We start from the raw sequence: 24,192 nt of genomic DNA on the forward strand, positions 1-24,192 counted from the left end.
TGGCACGGATCAAAGGAAGAACGGTACGGGGTTGAGATCCCGGTAGGCCGTCGGCGCGTCCAGGCGGCCGAGCTCGACCGGGACGTCGTACAGGCGGCCGGGACCGAACCTGGCCCAGAAGTGGCGCAGCCCCGGCACGACGACCTTCACCACGGGCATCCCGACGTCGGGGCGGGTCTGGTCCAGCACGAGGACCTCCAGGCCCTTGGCGCGGGCGAGCGCGGTGACGTGCGCGACGTCCTCGCGCAGGTCTCCCCGCGGGATGTACGGACGGGCGGCGGCCGTCGTCTCGGCCTGGGCGGGGTCGGGCAGCAGGTAGGGATGCCCGGCCACCGTCTCCCGCGTCCACCACGACAGCAGCCCGGGTTCGGCGGTCGCGTACCGTCCGCCGCCGTCTCCCGCCCCCAGCGTGACGGGCAGCAACTGGCCCAGCTCGGCCAGCGCGCGGCGCAGCGCCACCCTCGGGTCGAAGTGGGCGCCGAAGCCGAACATGATGTCCTCCGCCGGCCCTGCGGTGCGCCGCGAAATCGCCGCCATCACCGGGATGCCCAGGTCGGAGGTGAGGTCCAGCACCCAGGTCTCGCGGCCCATGGACGCGAGGCCGCGCCGCACGGAGGCGATCCACGGGTCGTCGAACGAGTCCAGCGCCACCGCGGGCTGGCGGGTGCGGTTGTACCACCACAGCGCCACCGCGTCGCGCTCGACCAGTTCGAGGAACCCCTGAACGATCGCGTCCTCCAGGCTGGCGCCGGCCGCCGCGCCGTTGGAGTCGGCGCGCACCGGCGCCGGGCTGCGCGGGTCGAACGGGCGGTAGTACAGCAGGTCGGCCGGCAGGAAGCGGTGCCGTTCCCCGGTGAGCGACCACACCGGCGTCCACTCCAGCGGCGCGCGCTCGTCGAACGGCGCGGGGACGTGCTGGAACGGCGGGTGCGCCGCGTTCCACCGGTCGCGGTCGCGGAACTGGCGCGGATGGAACAACTGGCAGGCGTCGGGGTGCACGGCGGCCTCGCCGAGCCCTGCGTAGGTGTCCACCACGACGGGTTCGTCGCCGAAGCGGGACCCGCAGTACCGCTCGGCCGCCTCGCACAGGGCGCTCACCCTGGCCTCGATGTCGGTGACGCCCTTGCCGCCGGCCTGGGCACGCAGGCCGGCCCGCGCCGTCGACAGGCTGTTCACCGGCAGCGCCAGGTTCGGCCCGGCCAGGTAGCAGTGCAGGAACGAAGGGCCGCGCGGATCGCGGCGGATCGCGCCGACGATCCCGGTGACCGGGTCGACCAGCCCGCCGTACCGCTCCCACACCTGCCGGGCGGACGCGGCCCGCTCGCCGGTGCCGCCGAGCGACTCCTTGGGGCGGGAGGCCGGGACGACCCGGCGGCGCACGTTGCGGGCCACCAGGCCGGGGTCGCCGCACGACGGGCACTGCGGGCGCCGGGTCAGCGGGTGGTGCCGGCCGGTCATCGTGAGCGTGTCGAGCGTCCACACCGCGTCCTGCCCGTCGTGGCGGTGCCCGGCCAGCCACTTGGCGGCCTCCAGGGCGACGGCCAGCAACCCCATGCCCCGGGTCGGCGCGATCGACGCCTCGGGCGGCAGGACGGGCGCGCCGGAGGCGGACACCAGGCAGTTCTCGGCGCGGCGGTGGCCGCGCAGCCGCCGCTCCAGGCACGACCAGCAGGGGCCCTCGCCCGGGCGGAAGACCGGGCCCGTCCACACGTCGGCGCCGCCCGGCTTGGCGAGCAGCCAGGGCCGCCCCTCGGCCAGCATGCGGGCGTTGACCTCCGCCAGCGCGGGGTCGAGGTAGTCGTCGCAGACGACCAGCGACAGGTCGGCGCGCGGTTCGCCGTCGCCGGTGCCGGGCACGGCGGTGAGGCCCGCCGCGCGGCAGGCGGCGAGGACGGCGCCCGCCTCGACGCGGCCCAGCGCCACCACGCTCACGACCGCGCCGGCGAGCGTGGCCTCGGTGCGGCCGCCGTCGAGCCCGGCGAGGTCCCAGTACGCCTCCGCGGCGTCCGCGGCGCCGGCGTTCGCAGGGACGGCGGCGGCGTCGGCGGAGGCGCGGCGGCCGACCAGGTTGGCCTTGGCCATGCGGTCGAGCACCTGCCCGATGCGCGCGGGGGACAGCTCGCGGGAGGCCTGCTCGTGGATCTCGGCGAGGGTGCGGGTGCCGTCCAGCAGCGGGGCCAGCACCTCGGCCGGCCGGCCCGACAGCGCCGTCGTGCCGCGCGCGGAGACCAGGTACACCGCCTCGCCCGGGACGATCTGGGGGCGCAGGTGGCTCTTGAAGCCGATGCGATCGGCGCCGCGCGCGACGCGCTTCGCACCGGCCGCCGGAGCGCCGAGGCGGCGATGGGCGACGGTGACGCCGGTGCCGGATTCCGTTTCCACCATGAGAGCCTCTTCCGGGCCGTCGGGGGCACAGGGGGTGGGCGGTCGCCGCCGCCTTGGCCGGCGCACCTGCCCGCGGTCGCGGGAACTATTCCGGTGGCGACCCCGCGCACCGCATTTTCGCAACGCCGCCGCGTGCCCGGCCAGTTTCCCGCTCATATTCCCGTCATGAATCCTTCACATGGCACCGATGACCCGGTCAGTGGCCTGCGGCGCCGTTCCCGAGCACACTTGTCGAACGTCGAAGCGATCGGAGGGAAGCGCGTATGCGTCGTATCCGGTGCACCAGGACGACCGCCGGCGAAAGAACGGGCGAACGTTTCGCCGGGCCGCCGGATCCGCGAATTCCCGTCGGCCGCGCATTGGCCCACTAACCGACCGCCGCCGGTTCTCGGCCGACGAGAATTCACCCCGGCGGAATTACCGACCAGCCGAAATCTGCCTCCAGGAAGGGAGCGGAACATGGCTCCGGTGCTGGAAATCACCGGCGACCGTTTCAGAGCCGACGGAGTGTGGCACGACCGAACCGCGATGGACGACCTGCGCGGTGCGGTCGAGCGCTTCCCCGACCGCACGGCGGTGGTGTGCCATCACGCGGACGGCCGCCGGTCCGACCGTCTCACCTATGCCGAGCTGGCCGCGCGCGTCGAACGGCTCGCCGCCGCCCTGCACGGGCTCGGCGTGCGCCGCGGCGAGGTGGTGACCCTGCAGTTGCCGAACTCCTGGCAGCTCGTCGCGCTGTGCCTCGCGTGCGCCCGCATCGGCGCGGTCGCCGGACCCGTCGCGACGATCATGCGCCGCCGCGAGGTCGAGTTCATGACCCGGCTGACCCGCAGCCCGATCTACGTCGGCCCCGCCGAGCTGCGCGGGCACTCCTTCGCCGACATGTGCTCCGAGGTGGCGGACGCGGTGCCCACGCTGCGGCACCGGGTGCTGCTCGGCGGGGCGGGGGGCGGCCACGACGGCGCACTGGACTTCGACCGCGACCTGTTCGGCCGCGAGTGGGAGCGGGAGGTCGAGCCCGGCGAGCTGGACGCCCGCGAGGCCCGGCCGGACGACCTGGCGCAGGTGATGTTCACCTCCGGCACGACCGGCGAGCCCAAGGGCGTCATGCACAGCCACAACACGCTGGGCGCGCTCAACCGGGCGCAGATCGAGGTGCTCGGCCTGACCTCCGGCGAGGTCACCGCCATGGGGTCGCCCACCACGCTGCAGGCCGGGTACACCTGGAACTTCCTGATGCCGCTCATCCTCGGCGCCACGGCCGTCCAGGTCGACGCGTGGGACCCCGGGCTGATGCTCCGAATCATGGAGCAGGAGCGCGTCTCCTTCTTCTATGGCCCGCCGCCGTTCCTCATGGACCTGATCCGGGCGCAGCAGGACGAGCCGAGGGATCTGTCGGCGCTGCGCTCGTTCGCCACCGGCAGCGCCCCCATCCCGCCGGTGCTCGTCGAGCAGGCCCGCGACGTGCTGGGCTGCCGGCTGTACGCGCTGTGGGGGATGACCGAGAACGGCGCGGTCACCGTCACCCGTCCCGAGGACCCGCCGATGCGGGCCGCCGAGAGCGACGGCACGCCGGTGCCCGGCATGGAGGTGCGCGTCGTCGACGAGGAGACCGGCCGGCCCGTCCCGCGTGGCGCCACCGGCCTGTTGCAGGTGCGCGGCGCGAGCCAGTGCCTGGGCTACTACCGCCGCGAGGAACTGTACGCCGAGTCCGTCACCCCTGACGGGTGGTTCGACACCGGCGACCTGGCCAGGGACGACGGGTACGGCGGCATCCGCATCGCCGGCCGCGTCAAGGACGTCATCTCCCGGGGCGGCGTGAAGATCCCTGTGGTGGAGGTCGAGGCGGCGCTGCTGCGCCACCCCGCCATCCGCGACGTCGCGGTCGTCGGCGTCCCCGACGACCGGCTCGGCGAGCGCGCCTGCGCGGTGATCGTCGCCGACGGCCCCGGCCCCACCCTTGAGGACCTGCGCGCCCATCTGGCCGAGCTGGACATGGCCAAGCAGTACTGGCCCGAGCGGGTCGAGATCGTCGACGCCCTGCCGAGGACCCCTTCGGGCAAGGTGCGCAAGTTCGTGCTACGCGACCGGCTGACCGGCGGAACGGCCGAGTGAGGACATCTCATGGACTTTCTCTTCACCCCTGAGCAGAACGCGCTGGCCGAGAAGGTCCGCGCCTACGTCGCGGACCGGCTCGCCCCGGCCGCCGCGGAGAGCGACCGCGAGGGCCGCTTCGCGCCGGGCCTGTTCGCCGAGCTGGCGGCCGAAGGCCTGTTCGGGCTGCGCATCCCCGTCGAGTACGGCGGCATGGGCCTGGACGCCGTCAGCACGGGCATCGTCCTCGAGGAGCTGGCGCGCGGCGACATCACCGCCTGTTACCCGGTGCTGAACGCCGCGCTGGTCGGCGGGGTGCTCAACCTGCACGGCGGCGACGAGCTCAAGGCCCGCTGGCTGCCCTCCATCGCCCAGGGCGACGCCGTCGTCGCGGTGTGCATGACCGAGCCCGCGCACGGCACCGACGCCGCTGCGCTGGAGCTGCGCGCGGAACCGGACGGCGACGGCTGGCGGCTGTCGGGCGAGAAGACCTCCATCATGCTCGGCGCGTACGCCACCCACGGGCTGGTCTTCGCCCGCACCGGCGAGAAGCAGGAACGCTCGCGCGGCGTCACCGCCTTCTACACCCGGCTCGACGACGCCCACCTGACCCGGACGACGCTGCCCAGCCTCGGCAGCCGGTCCGGCGGGCGCGCGACCATGGTCTTCGACGGGCTGCGCGTCGGCCCGGAGAACGTGGTCGGCGGCACCGGCCTCGGCTTCGTGCAAGGCATGCGCGGGTTCGACTACTCGCGCGCCCTCATCGCGCTCATGGCCGTGAGCGCCGCGAGCGTGACCGTCGAGGCCGCGCTGGAGCACGCCCGCGACCGCGAGGCGTTCGGGCAGCCGCTCAGCCGGTTCCAGGGCCTGACGTTCCCGCTGGTCGAGCACGCCACCTACCTGCACGCCGCGCGGCTGCTCGCCTACGAGGCGCTGTGGCGCAACGACGCCGGGCTCAACCACCGGGTCGAGGCCAACATGGCCAAGTGGTGGGCGCCGAAGACCTCGGCGGAGGCCGCCCACCAGGCGCTGCTCACCCTCGGGCACTTCGGCTGGTCGGAGGACGGGCCGGTGGCGCGGCGGCTGCGCGACGTCATCGGCACCCAGCTCGCCGACGGCACCGCCGCCGCGACCAAGCTGGTCATCGCCCGCGAGTTCCTCGGCAGGGAACACGCCCCCTGACCCCTCCACATCATCGTCCACGAGCGGAGACCGTCCGATGCGTGAACCCGACGCACCCTTGCCGACCTACGCCTCCTATGTGGGAGGGCGCGACATCGACGCGGCCGAGCACATCTACGCCGTCTCGTCCCGCGCGATACTCAAGGACGCCCCGCGCGCCCTGCGCCTGAAGCGCATGCTGGAGCGCGGCGAGATCGACCCCGCCTCGGCCGGGCCCGAGGTGATCGGCCGGTGCGCGCTGGCCGACGCCGCCACCACCCGGGCGTCCCTTGAGGCGGCCGCCGCGGCGGCGCGCGAATGGTCCAGGAGCCCCCTGGACGTGCGGCTGCGGGCCGGGGAGCTGATCCGCAAGCGCCTGGCCGAGACGCGGGCCGCGTTCGTCGAGGTCATGATCGCCGAAGGGCGGACGCGGACGCTGGCCGAGTGGGAGGTCGACGGCCTGCTCCACATCGTCAGCCCCGAGACGCTGAGCTGGTGCGCCGAACTGCTGCAGCGGGACTTCCACTACGGCGGCAAGCGCATCTCCATGCGGCGCAAGCCCGACGGGGTCGTGTGCGTCGCCCCGCCGCAGAACGCCCCGCACTCCAACGCCATCTACGGCGCCGCCGCCCTGCTGTCCGGCAACGCGGTCGTGGTGCGGGCGCCGCGCAGCATCCCCTTCGGCGTCATGTACGCGCTGCGGGAGATCATCGTCCCCGCCCTGGAGGAGGTCGGCGCACCGCCCGGCACCCTCAACGTCGTCTGCGGGCCGCCCATGATGGAGGAGTGGCTCGCCAGCGAGCACGTCGACGACATCATCTACTTCGGCGGCACCGAGAAGGGCCTGGCGTTCCAGAACGCCTGCGTCGCCGCCGGCAAGAAGCCCATCCTCGAACTGGCCGGCAACGACTGCGCGGTCGTCTGGCGCGACGCCGACCTCGACCTCGCCGTCGGCGCGCTCGTCGAGGCGTTCAACGCCTCGGGCCAGATCTGCAACATCCCGAACCAGGTCATCGCCCACCCGGCGATCGCCGACGAGCTCGTCGAACGGCTCGCCGCCGCGGCCGCGCGCGTCCGGCCGGGCCTCCCCGACGAGGAGGGCGTCGTCCTCACCCCGGTCCTGGCCGCCGACGGGTTCTTCGCCTTCCTCGCCGACGCTCTGGACAAGGGCGCGCGGCTGGTGTGCGGCGGGCGGCGCCTGGAGGTCGACGGCACGCCCTCCGACACCGGGTTCTTCATCGAGCCCACCGTGGTCCGCGTGGACGGCCTGGCCGGCGCGCGCGAGGTCGAGGCCGTGCGCAGCGAGACGTTCTTCCCGCTGCTGCCCGTCGTCGTCCCCGAGCCGGGACGCTCCGACGAGCGACTGCTGGAGGAGGTGCTCGCGTTCGTCGACGGCAACGCCTACGGGCTGCGCAACTCGTTGTGGACCGCCGACGAGCGCGTCGCCCGGCGCTTCACCGACGAGGTCCGCAACGGCGGGGTCCTGAAGGTCAACGACGACTCCCACTGCGGCTTCTACCCCTACATGCCCTCCCACGGCGGCACCGGCCTCACCGGCGGCGTCTTCGGCGAGGCCAGCTACATGATGATCCGCACCACTCACCTCCAGGGCGTGGCCATGACCCCCGCCCGGCCCGCCCGCCCCAGCGAGACGCCGGCCCGGTCCGGCGGGATCTGAAAGGGACCCTGACATGCGAAAGGTCGGTGTGCGGGTCCACGTCCCGCTCGACGCCCCCGCCGCGCTCGCCCGCCTGGCGGGCGGCGCCTGGCGCGACCGCCTCCCCGCCGGCGTCCTGTCGGTGACCCCCGGCATCGAGGCCGCCTCCGGCGGCCCGGTGAGCCCGGCCGGCCAGGCCGGAGCGGGGTCCGGCGGCGAGCGCCTCGCCGAATGGTCCCTGCCCTTCCGCGGCGGCGCCGTCCGGTGGCTCCAACGCGAACGCGCCACCGCCGAACCCCCGCCCACCCCTGCCGATCCGGCGGCCGCGACCTCCGGACCGGCGACCGCGACCGCCGGGCCGCCGGCCGCCACCTCTGAACCCCGGCCGGGCATCGCCTTCGAGCAGACGGACGGCGACTTCGCCCTGCTGTCCGGCGCCTGGCACTTCCTCCCCGGCGACGGCGCGCCGGGCGGCGGGACTTCCTGCCAGGTGCGGTTCGAGGCCCGGTTCGACCTCGGTGCGCCGATGTACGACCGGATCATCGAACCGCTGCTGGCCCGCGTGCTGGCCAGGGCGGCCGGCGCCGTCCTGGTGGCCGCGTACGGCGACGTCCACCCCGAAGAGGACCCGGCGACGGTCTCCGCCCCCGAACGCCGCGTCGCCGCCGCCCTCGCAGCCTCCGCCTGAGCCCACGCCCACCCGAGCCCGCGTCCACCTGGGCCGCGACCGTCCGCACCTAAGGGCCGGAGACCACGGGTCTCCGGCCCTTCGGCATCGCGACACGGCGACGGGCAAGGGCGAACGGGGAAAAGCAATTGACGGAGTGAGTACTCACTCCGTAGTGTGGCGGGCATGGATAACACACCCAGCCGGCGTCGCGCGCCGGCCATGAGTCCCGACGAGCGCCGCGCGATGATCGTGAGAACGGCGCTCCCTCTGGTCATCGAGTTCGGCGCCTCGGTGACCACCGCCCAGATCGCCCGCGCGGCGGGCATCGGCGAAGGAACCGTCTTCCGCGCCTTCGGCGACAAGGAGGCCGTGCTGGAGGCCTGCATGGCCGAAGCGCTGCGCCCCGACGACACCCTGGCCCACGTCGAGGCGATCTCTCTCGAACTGCCCCTGGCCGAGCGGCTGGTCGAGGCCGCCGAGGCGATGCGCGGCTACCTGGCGCGGATGGGCGCGATCGCCGGGGCGCTCGCGGCCTCCGGCGGGCTGCGACGCGCCGGCGGAACCCGTTCATCCGATGAGGCCTCTGCGCCCGGCGCGTCCCGCCCGTCAGGCGAGGCCCGTTCATCCGGCGGTCCCTCCGACGCGGGCCGTCCCGCCGGTGCCGACCGGCTGTCCGGCGGGGGACGCACTACCGGGAGGGAGGCCTCCATGGCGGCCTCGCGTCAGGTGCTGGCCGCGCTGTTCGAACCCGAGCGCGACAGCCTCAGGCTGCCCGCCGAGAAGCTGGCCGGCGCGTTCCAGTACCTCATCATGTCCGCCGGCCGGGAGCCGGACGCGCTCACCTCCGCCGAACTGGTGGAGCTGTTCCTGCACGGCGCCCTGACCAGTGCCAGGGCCGGATGACCGCAGACCCGCCCGCGCACCGACCTTGTAGTATCCCGGCCCCGGATACGAGGAGTGAGGTCGATGGATCCGATGCGAAGGCTGGCGGAGCATCTGGCGCGGTGGCTGGGCAAGTGGCCCGGCGCCGGTGACCTGGAGGTCGTGGGCGCGCCGGGGCGGACGCTCCCAGGGTGGGACGGCGCCGTCCATCCCGCGCTGGGAGTGCGAAGCCCGGACGGCGGAGTGCTGTCGGTGCCGCCCCGCCACGCGGAGAAGGTGGCGGAGCTGTACTCCGGCGCGCGCGACCTGGCCGCCATCGCGCCCCAGGTGACCGCTCTGCTCGGATACGGCGAGCGCGGCTGGTTCACCGCCGTCTACCGCTGGAGCGTGAGCCCCGCGCGCTCCGCGGACGCCGGTGTCTGGGTCGCCGTGGACGACCCTCGGGTGCCAGGGTGGCTGCGGCCCTTCGGCGGGGAGGCGCTGGTGGCGTGGGATCCGCGGACAGGGGCGTACCTGGCGGGCGTGGGCGTCAAGCGCCATGACGACTTCGGGCACGAGCTCGCCGTGGTGACCGCCTCAGAAGCGCGCGGGCGCGGGCTGGCGCGCAGGCTCGTCGCGCAGGCGGCCCGGCGCGTGCTGGACGAGGGGGCCGTGCCCACCTACATGCACGGGCGGGACAATCTCGCCTCCGCTGCCGTCGCGGACGCGGCCGGCTTCCCCGACAGGGGGTGGACGGCCTTCGGAATGACCGAAGGGACGAGATGACCCGCCCGGCCGGCCCGGCGCGGCGAAGCCGACGGCCCGCCGGTCGGCCGCTCGGCCGCCGGCGGCGTTGCCCGGCCGGTGACGATGCCGCACCGCCCCCGTCGGCCGATCGCGGCACGGCATGTCAGGAAGGGCGTCGGCGAGATGTGTGAACGGTGTCGGTCCGGTGGTCGCCGAAAACGGGGTCCGGCGGTGGTTTCGACCGAGGGAGCGGGTTAGGTTTCCGTCCATGGCGGAAATTCATGGCACGTGTGACGACCGGTTCGGCGCGGTGCGCGAAGCGCTGGCGGCCTCACTGGACGACCAGGACGTCGGCGCCTCGGTGGCGGTGTACGTGGACGGCGAGCCGGTGGCCGACCTGTGGGGCGGTCACGCCGATGCCGCGCGGACGATCCCGTGGGAACGCGACACCATCACCAATGTCTGGTCGACCACCAAGACCATGACCGCGCTGTGCGCGCTGATCCTGGCCGACCGCGGCGATCTCGACCTGGCCGCGCCGGTCGCCAAGTACTGGCCCGAGTTCGCCGCCTCGGGCAAGGAACGCGTGGAGGTGCGGCACCTGCTCTCCCACACCGCGGGCCTGCCCACCTGGGACGAGCCGATGGCGGTCGAGGACCTCTACGACTGGGGGAAGGCCACGGCACGTCTGGCCGCGCAGTTCCCCCGCTGGGAGCCGGGCACCAGGGCCGGCTACCACGCGCTCACCCAGGGGTACCTGATCGGCGAGGTCGTCCGCCGCGTCACCGGCCGCAGCCTGGGCGTCTTCTTCTCCGAGGAGGTGGCGGGGCCGCTCGGCGCCGACTTCCACATCGGGCTGCCCGCCGACCAGGACCACCGCGTCTCCCCGATCATCCCGCCTCCGCCGCCGCCGGGCGACGCGAGTGAGGAGCCGGAGAACCCTCCGGTGCGGCCCGCGATCGCCAACACCCCCGCCTGGCGGCGTGCGGAGCTCCCGGCCGCGAACGGGCACGGCAACGCCCGCTCGGTCGCCGCCGTCCAGTCGGTGCTGGCGTGCGGCGGAACGGCGCGCGGTGTGCGGCTGCTGTCTCGCGGCGGCTGCGAGCGGGCACTGGAGGAGCAGTATCGCGGCATGGACACCATCCTCGGGGGGCCGATGCGCTACGGCATGGGGTACGGCCTGGACACCGGCCAGTTCCCCGGCCCGCGCACCTGCTACTGGGGCGGATGGGGCGGCTCGCTGGTCGTGAACGACCTCGACGCCCGCATGACGGTGGCGTACATGATGAACCGGATGCTCGGCGGCACGACGGGAGACACCCGTGGCCTCAGCGTCGTCGTGGCCGCCTACGAAGGGCTCGCCGCCTGACCCCGGCACGACGCCGTGCCGGCCTCGCCGTCGGCGCCTCCCGCGGTGATCGTGGCCGCCGGGCCCCGGGCAGTTGACTTGAACATAGGTTGAAGTTAGATGCTGGCCCGTGTCGCGTCCGGGGGGTGGGCGCCGTCAGGGGGCGTTCACCGCGCGTCCGGACGGGGCGGACGTCCTCCGGGTGCGGCGCGTGTGGCGTCCGGGCGTGGGCGGATCGTTCCGCCGGGGCCGGGGCGACGGTGATGTCCGGGTGCGAAAGGGGCCGCGATCGTGCGGGCTGTGGTGATGGAGCGGTTCGGCGGGCCGGAGGTCCTGCGGCTCACGCAGGTCGAGGACCCGGTGCCGGGGCCTGGGCAGGTGCTGGTGGCGGTCGAGTACGTGAGCGTCACGTTCGTCGAGACCCAGGTCCGCGCCGGGAACGGCCCGCCGGGTCTTCAGCGGCCGTCCTTGCCGAGGGTTCCGGGGAACGGCGTCGGCGGCCGGGTCTCGGCCGTGGGGGCGGACGCCGATCCGGGTCTCGTGGGCACGACGGTGGTGACGACGACGGGCGGCGCCGGTGGTTACGCGGAGCTGGCCCTGGCACAGGCGGAGGACGCGGTCCCGGTGCCGGCGGGAGTCACCTTGCGCGATGCGGTGGCTCTGCTGGCCGACGGGCGTACGGCCGTCATGCTGCACCGGCAGGCGGAGGTCAAGCCCGGTGAGTGGGCGCTGGTCGAGGCCGCCGGAGGCGGCGTCGGAACCCTGCTCGTCCAGCTGGCGGCCGAGTCGGGCGCCGGCGTGATCGGCGCGGCGGGCCCCGGCAAGTCGGAGCTGGTCACTTCCCTCGGGGCGGTGGCCTGCGTCGACTACACCCGGCCCGGCTGGGAGCGGCGGGTGGTCGAGCTGACCGGCGGCGCGGGCGTCGACCTGGTCTTCGACGGAGTCGGCGGCCCGATCGGCGCCCAGGCCATGACCACCGTACGGGCGGGGGGACGCGCCCGCGTCTACGGCATGGCGGGCGGCGCCTGGACCCGGCCCGGCGATGGCGTGCGGGTGGTCTCCGGCGATCCGCCGAGCGCCGCCGACATGCGCGCGCTCACCGAGGAGGCGCTCGCCCGCGCGGCGGCCGGGACGCTGCGCCCGGTCATCGGCCAGACCTACCCGCTGGCCGAGGCCGCCAACGCCCACCAAGCCATCGAAACCCGCGCCACAACCGGCAAAACCCTGCTGACCACCACCCCCCCGACAGTCTGACCCTCCGACGGCCTGACCTCCGGCGGTCTCCCCCCCCCCCCCCCCCGACGGCCTGACCGCCCGGCCCCGACCGTCCGGCCCCTGTCTGTCCGACTTTTGACCGCCCGGGGGTCCGGCGGCGCCGGCGAGAATGTCGGCGCCGCCGCCTAGTCTCACCCGTGGAACAGGGATCGCGGCCCGCCTGTCCATTGTCCGGAGACGGATGGCAGGCGGCGGTGGTCTGCGGCGTGGGCTGAGCGCGGAAGGCGGCATGATGGCCACATTCGTCTTGATTCACGGTGCGGGCGATGTCGGCTGGTACTGGCATCTGGTGGCGGCCGAACTGCACGCGCGAGGCCATGACGCCGTCTCGCCGGATCTTCCGTGCGACGACGACACGGCCGGTCTGCCGGAGTACGCGGACACCGTGGTTCGCGCGGTCGGCGACCGGGCCGATGTGGTCGTCGTGGCGCAGTCGTTCGGCGGCTTCACGGCGCCGCTCGTCTGCGACCGGGTGGGGGTGCGACTGCTCGTCCTGGTCGCGCCCATGATCCCCGCGCCGGGGGAGGCGCCCGCCGACTACTGGGCCCACACGAGATACGAGGAAGAGCCGCGAGAGCATTACGACGATGCCATCGCCCTGTTCTACCAGGACGTCCCGCCGGAACTCGCCGCCGAGGCGCTGAAGCGGGGGCGCGCCCAGTCCGAGGTCCGCATGGGGGAGCCATCGCCGCTCCGGTCCTGGCCCGACGTCCCCACGCGGGTCCTGGCCTGTCGAGACGACCGCCTGTTCCCCGCCGGCTTCCTTCGCCGCGTCGCCCTGGAGCGCCTGGGGATCACCCCCGACGAGATCGACGGTGGGCACACCCCCGCCCTGAGCCGCCCAAGCGAGCTGGTGAACCGCTTAGAGGCGTACGCCGCCGAGCAAGGCCTGCTCCCCACCCACCAGCGATGACGAGACAGGTGCGCCAAGTCCCCGCCGTAAGCAGGCGCCGACCTTCGCCGTCCCCCGTCCCGCCGACCCGGCGCCGATGTGAGAACCCATCGGACGGAAGGATGTACCCCGCGTGTCCGCGGGGTTGGGGGGAGGGTCAGGGGACCCAGCCGGCTTCGGTGGCTATGCGGATGGCGTCTACTCGGTTGCGGGCGTTGAGCTTCATGACGATGGTGGTCAGGTAGTTGCGGACGGTGCCCGCGGACAGGTGGAGGGTGGCGGCGATCTCGGGGGCCTCGGCGCCCTTGGCGGCCATGCGCAGCACCTGCAACTCGCGTTCCGACAGCGGGTTGTCGCCCACGTCCCAGGCGCTCAGCGCGAGCTGGGTGTCGATGACCCGCTTGCCGGCGGCGACGTTGCGCACCGCGTCGGCGAGTTGGTCGGCCGGGGCGTCCTTCAGTAGGAACCCGGTCACGTGCGCGGCGAGCGCGCGGCGGACGGTGCCCGGCCTGCCGAGGCTGGTGAGGATGAGCGTGCGGCAGGACGGCAGCTGCTTGTGCAGCAGTTCGGCCGCGGTCAGGCCGTCCACGACCGGCAGGTCGATGTCGATGATCGCGACGTCGGGCCGGTGCTCCATGGCGGCCGACACGATCGCGTCACCCCGGTCGACCTGTGCCACGACGCTCAGATCGGGCTCAAGTTCGAGCAGGGCCACAAGCGCTCCGCGCACCATGTGGACGTCCTCCGCCAGGAGGATCTTCAGGGCGCGCACTAACAGATCTCGATTCCCGTAGGCACCTGCGCTTCCCTTCGTCGATCTCGCGGACAACCTTAATGTGGATCGGCCAGGAAAAGTAAGCGACGCCCTGAGGATCAAAATAAGTGGACGGTTTCATTGTTTTCGGCTCTTTTCGGCCGTTCCACGCGGCACATTTATTCGTGTACTCCCGTGTGCCCGCCCGGGGAAAGGCCGACTGATCGGTGCTCGTGGACGCGATTGGAAGGACCGTCCGCGGCCCGCTGGGCGGTGCCGGCGGTGTCGGGCTCCGTCGCGTCGGCCGGCCTGTGTTCCATATTCGACCGCGTCATTCGATCGCGTCGCGCTCTCGTTCTGAGCGCAGGCGCGTCCGCCGCGCGTGGCCGGTGACCTCGCGCGGCGGACGCCCGCTCGCTCAGCCGGTCAGCCAGCGCACCTCGCCGATCTCCAGGACGGCCCGGCCCTCGGTGTAGAGCATGAAGGGCACGTCCACGTGGCGCAGGTCGAGGCCGATGCGTTCGAAGTCGGTTAGCGGCACCTCCATGGTGGTCCAGGTCCCCGCGGGCAGCGCGTGCAGCGACGGCGCGAGGTCCAGGCCGGGCTGTGCCGGGTAGTCGTCGTGGCAGGCCAGGTACAGCGGGAGGTCGGGCGCCTCGACGACCCGAACGTCGAAGACCAGGCGCCCGCCGGTCTCGTGGTAGCCGCGCAGGTCGCGCGGCGGCGCCCCGGGGTCCTGCGCGTAGACGAACGCCACATACCCCTTGAAGCGCAGCGACACCGCCCCCGGCCGGCCGGGGGCCTCGACGGGTTCCGCCCGGACGACCAGCGTGTCGGTGGGCCGGTCGGGCGCGATGTCCTCCCGCGACCAGGTGTTGTGCCCGCCGATGCGCAGCCTGTACGCGCCGTCCGCGCGGTGGCCGAACACCTCCAGCGGTCCGGACACCGGGGGAGCGGGCGGCGGCGGGGGCTCCTCGTCCAGCGGCAGGACGCCCGGATCGGCGGCCGGGCCCCTGTCGCGCAGCGTGAGCCCGAAGCCGTAGGGGAACAGCGGCTCGTGCTCGCCCTCGGGGGACAGCTCCTCCGCCGGCACCCGGTATCCGGGGATGTGCGGCGGGATCCGGTTGACGCTCATCGACCGCTTCCTGCGCGGCCAGCTGAAGGTGAGCCGCCCCTGGAAGTCGTGGACCGGCTCGCCGTCCGGCCCGGCGAACAGCACGTCGGTGACGCCGGTCGCCTCGGTGCCGGGCAGCCAGGCCACCACGAACGCGTCCGACAGGTTGATCTCCTCGGTGACGTACAGCGGCCGGCCGGTGAACATGACCGTCACCACCCGCACCCCGGCCTCGCGGAGCCTGCGCAGGGTCGCCAGGTCGCGGGCGTAGGACTGCTTGAGCCGGGAGTACTCCAGCGTCCCCCACGGCTTGATCGTGCCGCGCATCTCGGCGTAGGAGTCCTCGCCGATCGCGACCACGGCCACGTCGTAGCCGGCGGGGTCGGTGTGCTCCAGGTAGGGGTCCACGTGGCAGCGGTCCTCGCCGGTGACCGAGGCCACGGCCATGGCCAGCGTCGTGGCGCCGGGCAGGTCCGACAGCTCGACCTCGTTGCCCTGCCAGCTGAGCGTCCAGCCGCCGGCCTGCTTGCGGATGTCGTCGGCGGCGCTGCCGGTCACCAGCACCCGCGACGCGGGGGACAGCGGCAGGGCGCCGCCCGCGTTCTTCAGCAGCACCAGCGACTTGCGGACGGCCTCGCGGGCCAGTGCGCGGTGGCCGGGATGCCCCAGCGCCGACGCCTCCCCGGCCAGCGAACGGTCGCGCGGCCGGGGCTTGTCCCACAGGCCGGCCCGCATCTTGACGCGCAGCACGCGGCGCACGGCGTCGTCGACGCGTTCCATGGGGATCACCCCGGACAGCACCTGCTCGCGGGCCGTGCGCCACACCGACCGCCACGCCTCGCGCCCGGCGACCATGAGCACGTCGAGCCCGGCGTTGATGGCGTACCCGGCGTCGCCGATGGTGCAGCCGGAGACCTCGGCGTGGGCGTCCCAGTCGCTGATGATGATGCCGTCGAAGCCCATCGCGTTCTTCAGGACGTCGGTGAGCAGGTACCGGCTGCCGCAGATCTTGTGGTTGTAGCCGACCGGCCGGCCGGGGGTGTGGTCGTAGTTGGCCGCGCCGGACCAGCCGCTGAACGACGCCATGACCGCCTGCGCGCCGGCTTCGATGGCGGAGATGAACCCCATCGCGTGGATGTTGCGGAGCAGGTCCTCCTCGCAGCGGGCGGTGCCCCGGTCGACGCCCTCGAAGGTGGCGCCGTCGGCGACCCAGTGCTTGATGGTGGAGATGACGTGCGCGTCGGTCGCCAGGCCGTCCGTGCCGCCCTGCAGGCCGCTCACCATCGCGCGCGCGTAGGCGTACACGACCTCGGGGTCCTCGGAGTAGCCCTCGTAGTACCGTCCCCAGCGGCGGTCCCTGGGCGTGGCGACGGTGGGGGCGAACGTCCAGTCCATCCCGGTCGCGGCGATCTCGCGGGCGGTGGCCTCGCCGATCCTGCGCACCAGTTCGGGGTCGCGGGCGGCGCCCAGGCCGATGTTGTGCGGGAAGATCGTCGCGCCGTACACGTTGTTGTGGCCGTGCACCGCGTCGGTGGCCCACATGAACGGCACGCGGAACGGCCGGTCGGCGTACGCCTGTTCGACGGCCTCCCAGAACGCGTCGACGGTCTCGACCCACTGCTTGACGCCGGCGCGCCGGTCGCCGTCCGGCCAGATGCCGGCGCCGTTCAGCGCCGAGCCGATCTTGTAGGTGCGGGCGTCCTCGACGGTGAGCTCGGCCAGCTCGGGCTGGATCATCTGCCCGAGCTTCTCCTCCAGCGTCATCTGGGCGAGGATGCCCTCGACGCGCTCCTCGACCTGCGGGTCGCGTCCGAACGCCGACCGCACCCGCGGCCATTCGGGGAAGTACGGCAGCCCGCCCGCCGGGGCCTCGGTCACGGGCGGCTCCGTCACAGGCGGTTCGGTCACAGGCGGTTCGGTCACAGGCGTCTCGGTCACGCGTCCTCCCCCGGCTCCTCGACCCAGAACTCCTCGGTGGTCTTGGCGCGCAGGCGCGCGAGGAACGGCTCGGGCACCACCGTGCGCGTCTGGGACGGGGAGAACAGCGTCACCTGGGTGCGGTGCTCCTCCAGCGCGCCGAGCTTGCGGGACACCCACGGCGAGATGTCCACGCTCACCAGCCGCTCGTCCGGGGACGGCTCGCGCCCGGGCTCGGCGCGGTTGACGAACTCGAACGCGGCCTCGGTGTCCTCGTCCCACACCACGTACTTGCGCAGGCGCGGCGCGAGGCCCAGTTCGGCGAGGCAGCCGACGACGCCCTCGCCGGTCAGCCGGTGGTCGGCGTTCAGCTCCCGCACGTCGTGCGGCAGGTACACCTCGGCGACGTCCCGGTGCTCGTCCAGCAGGCGGCGCACCTGGGCGCGGAACGCGTCCATCGACGCGGCCAGCAGCGTGTCGGTGTGGCCGAGCCACACCACGTCGCCGGCGTCGGCGCCGAGCGCCTTGGCCGCGGCCTCGGCCTCCTTGCGCCGGACGACCGCGAGCTCCTGCGGCGTGGGGTTGCTCTCGATGCCGAGCACGGCACTGTGCGAGCGGGACCCGTCGGTGGCGAACACGGTGATGACGCGCGCGCCCGCGGCGGCCTTGGCGGCGATGGCGCCGCCGCAGGCGATGACCTCGTCGTCGGGGTGCGGCGCGAAGACGACGACCTTCTCGCGCGCCGCCGGGCCGGCCGGGTCAGTTCGCATGCGGGAACTCCTTGCCCTGGGCGCGCTCGCGCGCGGCCTGGGCCCGCAGGCGGACGGTCTCCGCCTGCTCCAGCAGGGGCGGCGGCGCCGGCACGGCCCGCGGCGGCGGGGCCTCGCCGGCCAGGTACCTCTCGCAGGACGGCAGGCCGCGCTCGCGGATGAGGTCGTTGATCAGGAAGAAGTGGTTGCCGACGACCAGGCGGGTGATCGGGGTGTCGTGCTTCTTGGCGATGTACTCGTAGTTGCCGAACGCGCCGTTGACGTTGGCGTCGTAGTCCTTCTCGTGCGGGTGGTGGATGGACGCCGCCTCGCGTTCGAGCACGAATCTGGCGCCCGCGCGGTACAGGCGGTAGCCGATCTCGACGTCCTCGCCGCCCCAGCTGCTGAACCACTCGTCGAACCCGCCGATCTCGCGCAGCAGGCCGGTGGGCGCCGACACGTTGCACGTCCAGTACACCAGCCAGGGGGCCGGCAGGTCGGCGATGTCGTCGGTGTGGATGGCGTAGAAGTCCTCACGGATGTCCAGCCACTGCTCCTTGGCGCGCAGCATGGCGATGGTGGCGTCCGGGTTCTCCGCGTCGATGACGCGCAGCATCTGCGCGCCGTCCTCGTTGCCCTCGTTGAAGCAGTAGACGTAGCCGACCACCGCCACAGGGCCCGGCCAGGCCTCGTGGCGGGACAGGTGCGCCGCGAGACAGCCGGAGGCGAGCAGGACGCCCGAGTCGACGAAGACGCACACCTCTCCGCGCGCGTGCGCGATGCCCGTGTTGCGGGCCTTGGCCACCCGGTAGCCGCGGTCCTCCTGGTAGAAGTACCGCAGGTCGAGGCGGTCCTTGAACGACTCGACCACGGCGGCGGTGTCGTCGCTCGACCCGTCGTCGACCACCAGGACCTCGAAGAGGCCGGCGTCCAGGGTCTGCCGGGTGAGCGAGTTCAACGTGTGCGCGAGCAGTTCGGCCCTGTTGTACGTAGGGACGATCACGCTGCACGTCGGCGTGCCGTTCATGAGTTTCTCCTAAGGACGACGGAGAGGAACGCCGCCGCGGACAGGACGGCGCAGGCCCAGAAGACGTTGGTGAAGCCGACGTACTGGGCGACGAGCCCGGCGACGACGCCGCCGAGGAAGATGCCCGCCTTGAACGCGCTGGAGTACAGCGAGGAGGCGACGCCGGGACGGTCGGGCATGGAGTCCTGCAGGATGGTGACCGGGATGCTGAGCGCGATGGCCGTCCAGATGGCGTTGGGCACCTGCAGCAGCAGCAGCGCCGGCTTGGACGTCGCGAAGGGCATGGCGCAGAAGAACACGGTGGCGCAGACGGCGGCGCCCATGACCACCCGCCAGTGGCCGATGCGGTCGGCCTTGGCGCCGATGTACATGATCGCGGGGATCTCCAGCGCGGAGCCGAGACCGAGGACCAGGCCGGTGAAGCCCTTGTCCATGCCCAGGTCCTTGGTGATGTAGAGCGCGATGTCGAACTGGTACATGGCGTTGACGGCCAGCAGCAGCACGATCGTGACCAGCAGCGCCCAGACCTTCGGGCTCAGTCCGGCGAACGGGTTGCGCGGGGCGGGCGGCGCCGCCCCGGCCGTCGCCGCGGCGCCGGCGTCGGAGGCGATGATGGCCGCGGTGCTCTCGGCCTCGGGGACCGGCCGCCGGTCGGTGTTCGGCAGCCCCACGAAGCAGATGAACCCGCCGATGGCGTACAGCACGGCGGCGACCCCGTACAGGGTCTCGAACCCGCGCACGGCGATCAGCCCGAACGCCAGGGGCGGGCCGATGATCCAGGCCAGCGAGGTGACCGCCCGCAGCGCCGAGTTGAAGAACGTCACGCCGTGGCCGCGGGTCTCGGCGAGCTCGCGGGTGTAGGCGAACATCTGCGGGAAGGTGGCGCCGCCGAGCCCGAACATGATCGCGGAGCTCACCAGGAGCAGCCAGTAGTCGCGGAGGAACAGGTAGCACAGCGCGCCCCCCGCTGCGAACATGGCGCACACGCCGAGCACGATCCTGCGGTTGCCGACGCGGTCCGACAGCACTCCCACCGACAGGTCGGTGGCGATCTCGGCGATCGCGCGGCCCGCGACGAAGGCGCCGATCATCAGCGGCGTGGCGCGCACGGCGTCGGACAGGAAGAGGCTGACGGTGGGGACCACCATCGCGCCCCCCACCCCGATCGCGGCGGTGGCGGCCGCGAGCCGGCTGACGGCGCCGTCCCTGAAGATCCGCAGGCCGCTGGTCTTCGTGGAATACACTTCGTCTCCTTGGGGGAAGGGACTAGACGGAGTCCGTCCGAGGGCGGGAGCCGACGGGGTCCGTCCGCAGGCCGGAGGCGGCAAGGTCCGTCTCCGGACATGTCTGATCCGTCCCGAGCCGCTGGCGGTAGGGCAGCCACGGGGCGATGCGTCGCCCGGGCGGCACGCGCAGCGCCCCGAGGTGGTCGTCCGAGCCGATCTGGCCGGACGACAGCAGCGCGTCCAGCGCCGGCCTGGGCAGCCAGGCCAGGACCCTCCGCTTCAGCGTGGCGAGGTCGAACAGCCCGTCGTAGGGCGCGGGCAGGCCGGGCCGCGCGCCGGGCCGCAGGTTCGCCGGGTCGACGACGGCCGACACCAGCCGCCAGTAGTCCTCGAAGCGCGTGGCGGGGTCGGGCAGCGCGCCGCTCGCCAGGCCGATGCGCACCGTCTCCAGCCAGCAGTCGTAGTAGCGCCGGTCGTGCAGTGCGCCCATGTGCCGCTCGCACCAGGCGGCCATCTCCTCCCGTCCGGGCAGCCGCGCCTTGCCGGAAAGCACGGCGAGCGCCCATCCGGCGATGGCCTCGAAGTAGGGGCAGGCCGTGCCGAAGGCGTCGGTGTCCACCGGGGTGTTGACCACCACCAGGGTGGGGTCGCGGTACCAGAAGAAGTGCTCGTACAGCTCCTCGCGGCGAAAGCCCTCGACGAACCCGTAGTCGGGCATCTGGTAGCCCAGGCACAGGATCACCGCGTCGTAGCGATCACTGGCCCCGTCGGCGAAGACGACGCGGCCGTCGCCGGCGAACCGGTCGAACGCCGCCCTGGCCCGCACGTCGCCGCGGTGCACGTGCGGCACGATCTTCTCGTTGACGTGCACCGCGCCGTGGAAGCCGGTCTCGGGCAGCAGCCCCGTCGCCCGGTACATGCCCATGTACTCCGGCAGCAGCCGCGACAGCCACGCGAGGAAGTCGTTGTAGGGCATCTCCTCCATGGCGACGCGGCCGATGTAGGAGAACAGCATGTCGTTGGCGTGCTCGCCGCAGTCGCGCGGCAGGAACAGCGCCTTGCGGCGCACCGACCAGTCGACGGCCGCCGCCTCGCCGACCAGCTCGGAGGCGATGTCGGCCCCGCTCACCCCGCCGCCGGCGACCAGCACCCGCAGGCCGCGGAACGCGTCCGGGCGCCGGTAGTCCTTGGCGGTCAGCACGCGGACGCCGGGCGGCGGCGGGCCGGACGCGCCGGCCGGCACCCTGGGCCGCCACAGCTCGCCGTTGGCGACCATGACGGCGTCGAACCGGGCGGTGACCGGCACGCCGCGGCACACGGCCGTGACGTGCCAGTCTCCCTCGCCCCCGGCCACCCGGGTCACCTCGTGCCCGAACCGGATGACCGGCGCCACCCCGAACCGCGCGGCGTAGCCGCGCAGGTACTCGTGCACCTCGGGGACGGTCAGGAACTCGCTCGCCGACTCGGGGGGGAAGTCGGAGAACGGGAAGCCGTACCGCGAGGTCTGCATCCTGACGCCCTCGTAGGCGCCGAGGGACGCCGGGTTCCAGATGCCGCCGACGTCGTCGTGCTTCTCGAACACCACGACGTCATGTCCCGCCTCCAGGGCCTGCTTGGCGCTGGTGAGGCCCGCGGGCCCCGCTCCGATCACCGCGATGCGCATCCCGCCGCCTAGATGAAGGGGTCGAAGTCGTCGAGCAGCTCCACCGGCAGGCTCCGCCCCGGTAACGCGGCTATCTCCAGGTTCGTCTGGTGCCGCGCGCAGTGGAACCGGCAGTCCGTGCGGGGGTCGACGACGGTGGTGTCGGCCTTCTCCCACAGCTCCGCGAAGGACATCTCGTTGATGTCGCCGAGCCTGGCCTTCTCGTTGCCCCGGTGGTAGGGGCAGATGAACACGCCGTTCGGGGTCACGTTCGTGCGCAGCTCGGCCACGTGGCAGGTGGCGTACTCCTTGGGCTGCACCGGGTCCAGGTCGTCGCGCACCGTCGTCCAGTTCGACGAGCCGAGCAGGTGGAACGAGCCGTCCTCCAGCTCGCGCAGCCGGGCGAGCTGCTCCTCCACCAGGGCGATGTCCGCGTGCGTCTGGTTGACGGTGAAGTGGTCGTCGTCGAGCATCGCCTTGAGCTCGAAGTAGTCGCAGCCCAGGTCCTTGGCGAGCTTCCCGGCCTGGTAGACCTCGTGGTAGTTGGTGTCGACCACGGCGCCCTCGGCGTCGCGGCGCTGCATCAGCAGGAACGAGTACCCGAGCGCGCCGCGTTTGCGGGCGGCGAGCATCCGGATGTTGTCGATGATCTGCGGGAAGACGCTCGTCTTGCGGCGGCTCGGCCGGAACTTGTCGTAGGTCGGCTCGGTCGCCGCGTCCATCGACACCCGCACCCAGGACACCATCTCGGCGATCTGGTCCATGTAGCGGCCGATGAGCGTGCCGTTGGTGACCAGCCCGAGCTGGATGCCGGCCTCGTGCAGGATCGTGATGATCGTCCCGATCGACCGGTGCATGAGCGGCTCGCCGCCGCCGATGAGGATCACCGCCTTGACGCTGGAGGCGGCCAGCTCGTGCGCCAGGTCCACGATGCGGTCACGCGAGAGGGCGCCCTTGTGCAGCACGCCCGAGCTGATGCATTCGGGGCAGGCCAGGTCGCACAGCGTGGTCGGGTCCAGGTCGACCACCAGGGGCGAGGTCAGCCTGCGCCCGTTCGCGACCTCGGCGACGCTCGGGTAGACCGACCGCTGGTAGATCTTGCCGGCCAGGTCGAGGTTGCGGTCGATCCGGTCGGTGCCCAGAGTGCGGCCGGTCCGGCCCGTGAGGTCCCGGTCGCCGAGGGCGAGGTTGCGGGCGACGGTCATGCCGCAGCCACCCCGTCGGCCGCCTCGGCGTCGCGTTCGGCGTCGTCGAGCTCGTGGGCGAAGCGGTCGATGCGGCCGATCGGCTCCTCGGGCTTCCAGCTCAGCGGCGCGATGTGCGCGTTCACCAGCTCGCCGTCCTCGCGCAGCGCCGACGCCGGAGGGTGGCGGAGGTGCAGCAGCGGGTCGTCATAGCTGTCGTAGGCGTTGGCGAAGTCGAAGCGGTAGTTGAAGTCGATGTCCTCGCCGCCCCAGCCCTCGTAGCGCTCGTCCATGCCGTCGATGCGGTAGAACGCGCTGGTGCGCACCCACAGCGAGCAGCCGGGCCCGCGGCGCAGGGTGTAGCCGCGCAGCCGGTCGAGGCCGGGCTGGGCGGCGCGGTCCCACAGCCGCTCCTTGATGGCCCGCTGGCTGGAGGCGGTGTCCAGGCAGAGCATGTTGCGGTAGGTCAGGTGGCCCATCGTGCCCGGCCGCTCGAACCGGGTCGCGTTGCGCTCGACGAACTCGCGGTCGGCCAGCACGTCGGCGTCCAGGATGGAGACGACCTCGGAACGGCCGGGGGAGTTCACCACGCCGACGTTGACCGCCCACGACTTGTTGAACGTGCTCGCCTTCGGCGCGAACAGGTAGTTGTCGGTGTAGGGCTCGATGACGTCGCGCCAGCGGGGGAAGGAGTCTGACTCCACGACCGTCACCTGGTAGCGGTCGCGGGGGAAGGACTGGTCGCGCAGCGACTGCAGGCAGGCCAGCAGGTTGCGCAGGCGGGCGCCGCCGGTGTCACGGTCGCGGAACGGCACGACGATCAGCACCTCGGGGTCGGCGCCGTCCGGCAGGGCGGGCCCCGGCGGCAGCGTGCGCAGGTCATCGGCGGTGACCGTGGCCTCCTTGGCCGTGTAGGAGGCGCCCACGTGGTGGCCCAGGCGGTTGTTGCACTCCGACTCCCAAGCCAGGTCGAAGATGCGGTCCAGCGCCGGGCCCTGTGCCTGCGGGGCCTTCAGGGCCTCCCGCAGCGCGGCGTACCGGTCGGGGTCGGCCGGCCGGTCGATCAGGGCGCGTCCCAGCTCTCTGATGGCGGGGTCCTCGGCGTCGCGCACGGCCTCCACCACCGCGCCGGTGAACGGGCGGGCGCACTCCCAGTAGTAAAGGCCGGACTGAGGGGCGTCAGGGTCGAGTGCCACGGCGATGGAGTCCACGACGGCGGTGGCGAGAGTATCCAGATCCGACGGTCGCAAAGTCGGCATCGGAGCTCCTTCCAATGCTGGTTTCAAGGGGGGTTCGGCAGAATTGCGCCGTCGTTCTGAGACGACGCTACGGAAGGCGGCGTGGCCCGGCAAGCCCGGCATTACTCCCCTTCGCCCCCGGCACTACTCAATTCGGCGGTGCCGGGGTCGCGACGGGACGCCCGCCGTACGGCCGCGAAAATTTCATTTGACGGTCCAGGCAGCGGGACGCGGATGGTCCAGGCAGCGGG

General features: G+C 73.0%; 18 protein-coding genes. 9 read left to right on the top strand and 9 right to left on the bottom strand.

Annotated features, from left to right (window positions below; genetic code table 11):
- Window positions 1-9: 9 nt before the first annotated feature.
- Window positions 10-2,385, bottom strand: coding sequence for a TOMM precursor leader peptide-binding protein (locus ACZ6QO_RS21600; RefSeq protein WP_465853185.1), 2,376 nt, complete (start codon window positions 2,383-2,385; stop codon window positions 10-12).
- Between the two features lie 459 nt (window positions 2,386-2,844).
- On the opposite strand from ACZ6QO_RS21600, the gene ACZ6QO_RS21605 reads away from it, so the two are divergent.
- The 9 genes from ACZ6QO_RS21605 to ACZ6QO_RS21645 all read left to right on the top strand — a co-directional run bounded on the left by ACZ6QO_RS21605 (window position 2,845) and on the right by ACZ6QO_RS21645 (window position 13,111).
- A complete protein-coding gene (locus ACZ6QO_RS21605) occupies window positions 2,845-4,500 on the top strand; it encodes an AMP-binding protein (RefSeq protein ID WP_465853186.1) in 1,656 nt (551 codons plus the stop codon).
- 9 nt (window positions 4,501-4,509) lie between these two features.
- Window positions 4,510-5,661, top strand: a complete 1,152-nt coding sequence (locus ACZ6QO_RS21610; RefSeq protein WP_465853188.1) for an acyl-CoA dehydrogenase family protein — start codon at window positions 4,510-4,512, stop codon at window positions 5,659-5,661.
- 37 nt (window positions 5,662-5,698) lie between these two features.
- A complete protein-coding gene (locus ACZ6QO_RS21615; protein WP_465853190.1) occupies window positions 5,699-7,318 on the top strand; it encodes an aldehyde dehydrogenase family protein in 1,620 nt (539 codons plus the stop codon).
- A gap of 13 nt (window positions 7,319-7,331) precedes the next feature.
- Window positions 7,332-7,985: an SRPBCC family protein gene (locus ACZ6QO_RS21620; protein WP_465853191.1), complete on the top strand. Its 654-nt coding sequence runs from the start codon at window positions 7,332-7,334 to the stop codon at window positions 7,983-7,985.
- Between the two features lie 165 nt (window positions 7,986-8,150).
- Window positions 8,151-8,870: a TetR/AcrR family transcriptional regulator gene (locus tag ACZ6QO_RS21625; protein ID WP_465853193.1), complete on the top strand. Its 720-nt coding sequence runs from the start codon at window positions 8,151-8,153 to the stop codon at window positions 8,868-8,870.
- Window positions 8,871-8,933: 63 nt separating this feature from the next.
- The gene (locus ACZ6QO_RS21630) at window positions 8,934-9,614 is read left to right on the top strand and encodes a GNAT family N-acetyltransferase (protein WP_465853195.1); all 681 of its coding nucleotides are present in this window, start codon (window positions 8,934-8,936) and stop codon (window positions 9,612-9,614) included.
- Window positions 9,615-9,843: 229 nt separating this feature from the next.
- Window positions 9,844-10,944: a serine hydrolase domain-containing protein gene (locus tag ACZ6QO_RS21635; RefSeq protein WP_465853196.1), complete on the top strand. Its 1,101-nt coding sequence runs from the start codon at window positions 9,844-9,846 to the stop codon at window positions 10,942-10,944.
- Window positions 10,945-11,214: 270 nt separating this feature from the next.
- Entirely contained in the window at window positions 11,215-12,177 is a 963-nt protein-coding gene (locus ACZ6QO_RS21640; RefSeq protein WP_465853198.1) for a zinc-binding dehydrogenase, read from the top strand.
- Window positions 12,178-12,427: 250 nt separating this feature from the next.
- Window positions 12,428-13,111 carry an alpha/beta fold hydrolase gene (locus ACZ6QO_RS21645; RefSeq protein ID WP_465853200.1) on the top strand — a complete coding sequence of 228 codons (684 nt, stop codon included), beginning with the start codon at window positions 12,428-12,430 and terminating at the stop codon, window positions 13,109-13,111.
- Window positions 13,112-13,247: 136 nt separating this feature from the next.
- Here ACZ6QO_RS21645 and ACZ6QO_RS21650 read toward each other — a convergent pair whose 3' ends face one another.
- From ACZ6QO_RS21650 to ACZ6QO_RS21685, 8 genes are all read right to left on the bottom strand, one after another.
- Window positions 13,248-13,862: a response regulator transcription factor gene (locus ACZ6QO_RS21650; RefSeq protein ID WP_465853202.1), complete on the bottom strand. Its 615-nt coding sequence runs from the start codon at window positions 13,860-13,862 to the stop codon at window positions 13,248-13,250.
- Window positions 13,863-14,262: 400 nt separating this feature from the next.
- Window positions 14,263-16,836, bottom strand: a complete 2,574-nt coding sequence (locus tag ACZ6QO_RS21655; protein WP_465853204.1) for a glycoside hydrolase family 3 protein — start codon at window positions 16,834-16,836, stop codon at window positions 14,263-14,265.
- A 56-nt stretch (window positions 16,837-16,892) separates the two neighbouring features.
- Window positions 16,893-17,645, bottom strand: coding sequence for a PIG-L deacetylase family protein (locus tag ACZ6QO_RS21660; RefSeq protein WP_465853206.1), 753 nt, complete (start codon window positions 17,643-17,645; stop codon window positions 16,893-16,895).
- Window positions 17,635-18,651: a glycosyltransferase gene (locus ACZ6QO_RS21665; RefSeq protein ID WP_465853207.1), complete on the bottom strand. Its 1,017-nt coding sequence runs from the start codon at window positions 18,649-18,651 to the stop codon at window positions 17,635-17,637. Before ACZ6QO_RS21665 ends, ACZ6QO_RS21660 begins: the two co-directional genes overlap by 11 nt.
- Complete coding sequence (locus ACZ6QO_RS21670) at window positions 18,648-19,895, bottom strand: sugar efflux transporter (RefSeq protein ID WP_465853209.1); 1,248 nt, start codon at window positions 19,893-19,895, stop codon at window positions 18,648-18,650. Before ACZ6QO_RS21670 ends, ACZ6QO_RS21665 begins: the two co-directional genes overlap by 4 nt.
- Before the next feature lie 22 nt (window positions 19,896-19,917).
- On the bottom strand, window positions 19,918-21,540 hold the full coding sequence (locus ACZ6QO_RS21675) for a flavin-containing monooxygenase (protein ID WP_465853210.1): 1,623 nt from the start codon (window positions 21,538-21,540) through the stop codon (window positions 19,918-19,920).
- Between the two features lie 8 nt (window positions 21,541-21,548).
- The gene (locus tag ACZ6QO_RS21680) at window positions 21,549-22,724 is read right to left on the bottom strand and encodes a radical SAM protein (RefSeq protein ID WP_465853211.1); all 1,176 of its coding nucleotides are present in this window, start codon (window positions 22,722-22,724) and stop codon (window positions 21,549-21,551) included.
- Entirely contained in the window at window positions 22,721-23,962 is a 1,242-nt protein-coding gene (locus tag ACZ6QO_RS21685) for a glycosyltransferase family 2 protein (RefSeq protein WP_465853213.1), read from the bottom strand. The genes ACZ6QO_RS21680 and ACZ6QO_RS21685 overlap by 4 nt, the downstream gene beginning before the upstream one ends.
- Window positions 23,963-24,192 lie beyond the last annotated feature (230 nt).

It is taken from the genome of Sphaerisporangium sp. NPDC049457, from assembly GCF_055586705.1.